This is a genomic window from Lactobacillus equicursoris DSM 19284 = JCM 14600 = CIP 110162 (assembly GCF_001434815.1).
In the GTDB taxonomy this organism is placed as follows: domain Bacteria; phylum Bacillota; class Bacilli; order Lactobacillales; family Lactobacillaceae; genus Lactobacillus; species Lactobacillus equicursoris.
The window spans coordinates 1-5,702 of the sequence record NZ_AZDU01000069.1; the positions used below are offsets into that span (position 1 = coordinate 1).

Consider the following 5,702-nt stretch of genomic DNA (forward strand, 5'->3'; position numbering starts at 1 on the left):
CCTTCTTTGAAGCCTTCTTGGTGCTCTTCTTGGTAGCCTTCTTGCTAGTGGCTTTCTTAGTGTCGGTAGTCTTCTTAGTGTCAGTGGCGGTCTTCGCACTAGTGTCTGGAGTCAAGCTGCCCAAAACCAGAACGGCTGAAACGGCAGAACCCGCGTGGGCGCTAACTTCGAAGCTGATTTCGCCCTTGCCTTCCTTGTAGGCACCACCGGCAAAAGTGTAGGTTGCAGTCTTGTCGGCGTTGTTAGTGCGAGTGCCGGCTACGCCGTTCATAGTAACCTTGTCCAAAACAGCCGCGCCAGCTGCGGAAACAGTCAGCTTTACAGCGCTAACCTTACCGCCGGTAACAGTTACGCTAACGTTTTTGCCTAGGTATGAGCCAGCCATTGAAGTCTTAGTGGTGTCGCTGGCGTTCAGGTATTGAGCGCTGGCTGTGTAGGCGCCGTCCGTAGCATCAAAAACGATGTCGGCGCTGTTGGTCATCTGGCCCATTGGAGTGGCAACCACGAAGCTCACCGTGCCTTGACCAGCCTTGTAGGCCTTGGCAAAAGCAAAAGTTACTGAGCTGTCAGAGTTAGTCGTGCTTATGCCAGCCACGCCGTTGATGGTCATGGACTTGATCATGGCTGCTGATTCCTTAGAAACAGTGAGGGACAAGGTATCGCCGGAAACAGTGGCTGAGCTTGGCAAAAAGCGGCTGGCTGATGAGGCGTCAGTAGTGCCAGTCTTGTACAGCTTAAAGCCAACAGTGGCTGACTTAACGGTTTGAGTTTGGGTCGTTGCCGCAAAGGCTGATGCAGCTGGTGCTAGCGGTGCGGCCAGGCCCAAAGCAAGTGATAATGAGGCAAGAATAGTTGCAGTTTTCTTCATTTTTTTCTCTCTTCAATCAAAATTTGAATATTTCTGTATTCGCTATCATTATCTGATAAGCTGTGAAATATGTCAATAAAGAATTTAAAAATATCTAGTTGATATACTTTAATCAATGAAGACTATTGAATTACGACGGCTAAGTCCTTATAATTGTAGTGTTGATAAGCGGTTACATGATGGACGGAGAGCAATGAAGAAAAAATGGTGCGTGGTCATCCTGAGCTTTTTAGCAGGGATGCTCCTTTTGCAAACACAAACAGTTAAGGCTGACGACTATACCGTCGACATGACCCTGCTCAAGACGGGCACGGCGGACAAGTCGGCAGCCAGCAGCTTTATCAAGCAGGCTACAATCACGGTCAATGATGACCAGGTGACCCAGGTGGCGGTGCACGTTAATTCTGACAGCCAGGCAGCCAAGGCTTTTTTGGCCATGGCGCAGGCTACGACTAGCCAAGTCGTCAAGAGCGTCAGCTTGCAGGGGGTCAAGGGGCAGAAGGCCAACGCGTCTAAGGATGGCAATAGTTTTGACCTCCTTTTTGACAAAAAGACCTATCTGTTAAAAGCCAATTTGGGCGTCTTGACGGTCGATTTGGCGATGAATGGGTCGGTTTTCAGTGAAAAAGCCGACTACTACTTCGCACCTTGGCAGGAGGGCGTGAAGAAAACGGGGACCAGCCGGACCGAAAACAATCAGTCAGCTTCTAGTTCTTCAGCGGCTAAAAAGCCGCAGTCAGCTAGTCAATCTAGTCAAAAAACTGCTGCTAAAAAGCAAGTGGCTAAACCAGCTAAAAAGCAAAAGGCGACCACGCCTAACTCCTTGTCCTATCGGGTGTATAAGAGCGACCGTTCCGGCCTCTCCATCGCTGATGGCTACTACACCCACCAAGCGGCCGTTGCGAAAAAGGGCAGCCGCTATCTAGTGACCATGACCGTCAAGGTTAAGTCCGAGCTCGCAACTTTTACCCCCGTCAACATGGACGGGCAGGCCGTGGTGAATCAGCGTCACTACCAGCAAGGCGGCTACGATTACTGGCAGTACGGCTTTTACATGGATAATTTGGCTAAAAAGCAGCTGTCAGGGCAGATCAAGATGAGCGTGCCGATCGCCAACATCAGCAACCAGCTCTTTAACGTGATCTTCAGTTTTTCTGCTGGCCAAGTGGCAAGCAGTAGTTCTGCCCCGGCTGCTTCAGTACCAGCTGCAGCCACTAGCGAAAGTTCTGCTGAAACCGCGGATGCTAGCCAAGTGGAAACTAGTGATCCAGTAACTAGCGACGCAGAGCTAACAAGTTCATCATCGTTCGCATCATCCAGCCCCGCTGAAGTCAGCCAAATGTCCAAGACGGCCCAGGCGCTAAAAGAGGCTAAGGCTGGCGTTCGCCAGGTTAAGGCGACTCCGGCCGGCACCTTGGTTCAGCAAGAATTAGCGGAATATCCTTACTTGCCCCTGATTAGCCTGTTGCTTTTGGCCAACCTTGGAGGGTTAGGAATTCTCGTTTTTTACCTCTACAAGAGAAAGATTAAAAAACATGACTAACAAAAAATGGCAAATCGTCTGGCTGCTCCCCTTGATCTGGCTGAGCCTTTTTTCAGGAGAAAAAGTGGGCGCCCAATCAGTCAGCTACCAGACTTATAAATACGGCACTAGCGAAAACTCGATGGCCTCGGGCTACTATGCCCGGCCGGCGGAGGTGACCGTGCAAAACGGCCAGTACCTGGTCACCATGACGATCAAGACCAAGAAGGCCCTGACCGCTTGGCCAGTCACCGTCTTGTCGGTGGCAGGGCAGTCGCCGTCCAACGTGAAAAAGACCAAGGACAGCAATTTTTACTACTACGCCTATAGTTTCTACAGCCAGGATTTGTCCAAGGCTGTGTCCTCCAAGATCAAGATTGACGTGCCTGGCACTTACCAGGCCACCCACCAAATTAGTTTCAAATTTGATCAAGCTTCCTTGCCGAGTTTGAAAAAGGCTTCTGCGTCTCAAAAAACTGCTAGTCAAAACTCGACCAGCAAAGAAAAGACCAGTCAGGCTAGTCAAACTAACAATTCTAGTTCTGACGCTGCCGTAGCCAAGCAGGTGCTAGATCTGGAAAAAGAGGTCAAGGCCAAGGAAAAGAAGCTGGACAAAAAAGAAGATATCTTAGCCGCCCGGGCCCAGTCCCTGAACCAGCGCAGTCAAGCCGTAAATGCGGCTAGCCAGCGCAACTTCTTTTTCCTCCTTTTTGGCGGCATCCTGGTCTTAAGCCTGTTTGTTTTGGACATCTTGGGCTTGATTTATTTAATGCGGAAAAGTAAGCAGCAGAAAGAACAATAATCATGAAAAAAAGTCAAAAAATCATTCTCGCCTTTTTAGGCTTAATCCTGGTTGTAGCCGCCAGCGGCCTGGTTGCCAAAAAATATGTCGACCAAAAGGCGGCCAAGCAGGAGCGAGTCGTCGTGACCAGCAATGCCCTGGCTGAAATTTTTGCCAAGCTGGACATCAACTTGGTCGGCGTGCCGAAAACCAAGGCGGCCTTGCCTAAGCGCTACCAAAACGTAGCCAAGGTGGGCAGCCCCATGGCGCCGAGTCTAGAAAAAATCGCTGAGCTGAACCCTAGTCAGGTTTATGCCGTATCTACTTTGAAGAGTAAGTATAGCGCCGCCTTTAAAAAGCAGGCCATTCCGGTGACTTTTTTGAAATTGGACTCAGTTGGCCAGTTAGAAGCCAGTGTTAAGAGCCTGGGAAATAAGTACCAGAAGCAAAAAGAGGCCAATCGCTTCGTTCAGGAAATTGAGTCGGCCAAGTCTTATGCCAAAAAGCGGCAGACTAAAAAGAAGCCAAAAGTCCTGATCTTGATGGGGGTGCCGGGCTCTGGCTACATGATCATGACCGCCAAGTCCTATATCGGCAGCTTGGTGACCTTGGCGGGCGGAGAGAACATCTATAAGTCCTCTAAGGCCTACCTGACCCCAAGCAGCGACTCCCTGGCCCAGCAAAATCCGGATGTGATTTTGCGACTAGAGCACGCCTTGCCAAGCGTGACCCTGCCGCAATTCAAGATGGAATTTAAGCAGAATGCCTTCTGGTCCAAGATGGACGCTGTTAAGAATAAGCGGGTTTATGATCTGCAGCAGCCAGTCTTTAATGCCTCGGCGAATGTCAACGCGGCCAAGGCTTTACGCCAGGTCAGCCAGTGGTTATTTCCCGGGAAATAATGATGAAAAATAAAGATTTTTGGCCTTATTTAGCCTTATTAGTCACGATTTTCCTGACCAGTCTGGCGGCCCTCTTTTTGAACTTAGGGACTAGCGCCTCTTTGGTTGTCGTCAACCTCCGTCTGCCTCGGCTCTTGGCGGCCCTCATTGGCGGTGCGGCTGTTGGGGTTAGCGGCCTGCTTTTACAGGCGGCTCTCCGCAATGTGGTGGCTGACCCGGGCATCATTGGGGTGTCAGCTTCGGCCAACTTTTTTGCCCTGGTCTTTGGGATATTATTTCCCAGCTTATATTTGGGCAAGATCATTGCTGCCTTTGTCGGTGACGGTTTAACCATTGTTTTGTTATTTTATTTTTCGCAAAAGATCTCTCCTGACCGGCTGATTTTGGCAGGCCTGGGCTTGAACGCGGCCTTTAGCGCCTTGGAAGAAGTGACGGGGCAAAATGGGATGAGCCTAGCCACCAGCAACTGGACCAGCAGTCTAACATTAGTCTTCTTGGCAGTACCGCTTTTGGTAGCGGCAACCATTTTGGCGCCAAGTTTGACCTACTTGAAATTCAGCGACAGTAAATTGCAGTCCTGGGGGCTGGAGGCGGGGAAGCTTCGCTTAGGCCTTTTAGCCATTGCGGCCTTTTTGGCGGCAGCGGCGACAGCTAGTCTGGGCCCGGTGTCCTTTTTAGGCATCTTAGCTCCGCAACTAGCCCGCTTGCTGGATTCCAAGGGGAAAAATCAACTGCCCCTGACTCTGCTGGCCGGCAGCGCCATTTTAGCCGCAGCCGATACAATCGGTCGTCTGGCCTTGGGCGACCTGTCTGCGACTTTACTACTGGCCATTGTGGGTGGCCCAGTCTTAATCTACCTGCTGATCAGGGAGGGAAAAGCATGATTGCAGCTGATAAGGTTACTTTTTCATACAAAAAACGCCCCGTCTTAAACGAGGCGTCCTTTGAAATTCCGGAAGGGCAGATTACGGCCATTGTCGGCGAAAATGGTTCGGGCAAGTCGACCTTGTTGAAACTGCTAGCCCGGCAGCTAAAACCGCAGAGTGGTCAGCTTCTTCTAGATGGCAAGGACTATCAGGCTTTTTCACCTAAAGATTTCGCCCAAAAAGTGGCCCTGATGGAGCAGGAAAGTCAGCTCTATGGGGACCTAACCGTGGAAGAGGCTGTGGCGGCAGGCCGTTTGCCTTATTATTCGATTTTTAACAACCAGTTGGACCAGACGGTAGAACAAGTGCTGGATAAGCTTGGATTAACCGACCTGCGGGAGCGGCCAATGTCGGCCCTGTCCGGCGGGCAGAAGCAACGGGTCTGGCTGGCCTGTGCCCTAGCTCAAGAGCCGCAAGTACTGCTATTAGATGAACCAACCAACAACATGGACTTACGTTTTCAGGAAGAATTTTTTACTTTAGTAAAAAAACTTAACCAGGAGCAGTGCCTGACCATCTGCCTGGTGATCCATGATCTGCGTTTGGCCCAAAGGCTGGCCGATCAGGTCCTGCTGGTGAGAGGCGGCCAGGTTCGGACAGGAGAACTTACGCCAGAAACTATTGAAGCTGTGTTTGGGGTTCGATTCCCCCGAATCTAGTTAGCCAAGTCGTTTTTCGCCAGTTGCTTCCCCCAACCTTTGTT

At 50.7% G+C, this 5,702-nt stretch carries 6 protein-coding genes; 5 read left to right on the plus strand and 1 reads right to left on the minus strand.

All coding sequences use genetic code 11. The features are described 5' to 3' along the window. The coding region (locus tag FC20_RS08960; protein WP_056945379.1) for a hypothetical protein at window positions 1-868 on the minus strand (868 nt) is incomplete at its 3' end. A 193-nt stretch (window positions 869-1,061) separates the two neighbouring features. Between FC20_RS08960 and FC20_RS08965 the strand changes: the two genes are divergently transcribed. The 5 genes from FC20_RS08965 to FC20_RS08985 are packed head-to-tail and all read left to right on the plus strand — an operon-like array spanning window position 1,062 to window position 5,658. Then, window positions 1,062-2,411 (plus strand): NEAT domain-containing protein, encoded by a 1,350-nt coding sequence (locus FC20_RS08965; protein ID WP_008461457.1) that lies wholly within the window; start codon window positions 1,062-1,064, stop codon window positions 2,409-2,411. Beyond that, window positions 2,404-3,192: an NEAT domain-containing protein gene (locus FC20_RS08970; protein ID WP_008461456.1), complete on the plus strand. Its 789-nt coding sequence runs from the start codon at window positions 2,404-2,406 to the stop codon at window positions 3,190-3,192. The genes FC20_RS08965 and FC20_RS08970 overlap by 8 nt, the downstream gene beginning before the upstream one ends. Before the next feature lie 2 nt (window positions 3,193-3,194). Beyond that, window positions 3,195-4,073, plus strand: a complete 879-nt coding sequence (gene isdE, locus FC20_RS08975; RefSeq protein WP_008461454.1) for a heme ABC transporter substrate-binding protein IsdE — start codon at window positions 3,195-3,197, stop codon at window positions 4,071-4,073. Window positions 4,074-4,075: 2 nt separating this feature from the next. Beyond that, window positions 4,076-4,957 (plus strand): FecCD family ABC transporter permease, encoded by an 882-nt coding sequence (locus FC20_RS08980; RefSeq protein WP_236697663.1) that lies wholly within the window; start codon window positions 4,076-4,078, stop codon window positions 4,955-4,957. Continuing rightward, window positions 4,954-5,658: an ABC transporter ATP-binding protein gene (locus FC20_RS08985; protein ID WP_008461450.1), complete on the plus strand. Its 705-nt coding sequence runs from the start codon at window positions 4,954-4,956 to the stop codon at window positions 5,656-5,658. The genes FC20_RS08980 and FC20_RS08985 overlap by 4 nt, the downstream gene beginning before the upstream one ends. Window positions 5,659-5,702 lie beyond the last annotated feature (44 nt).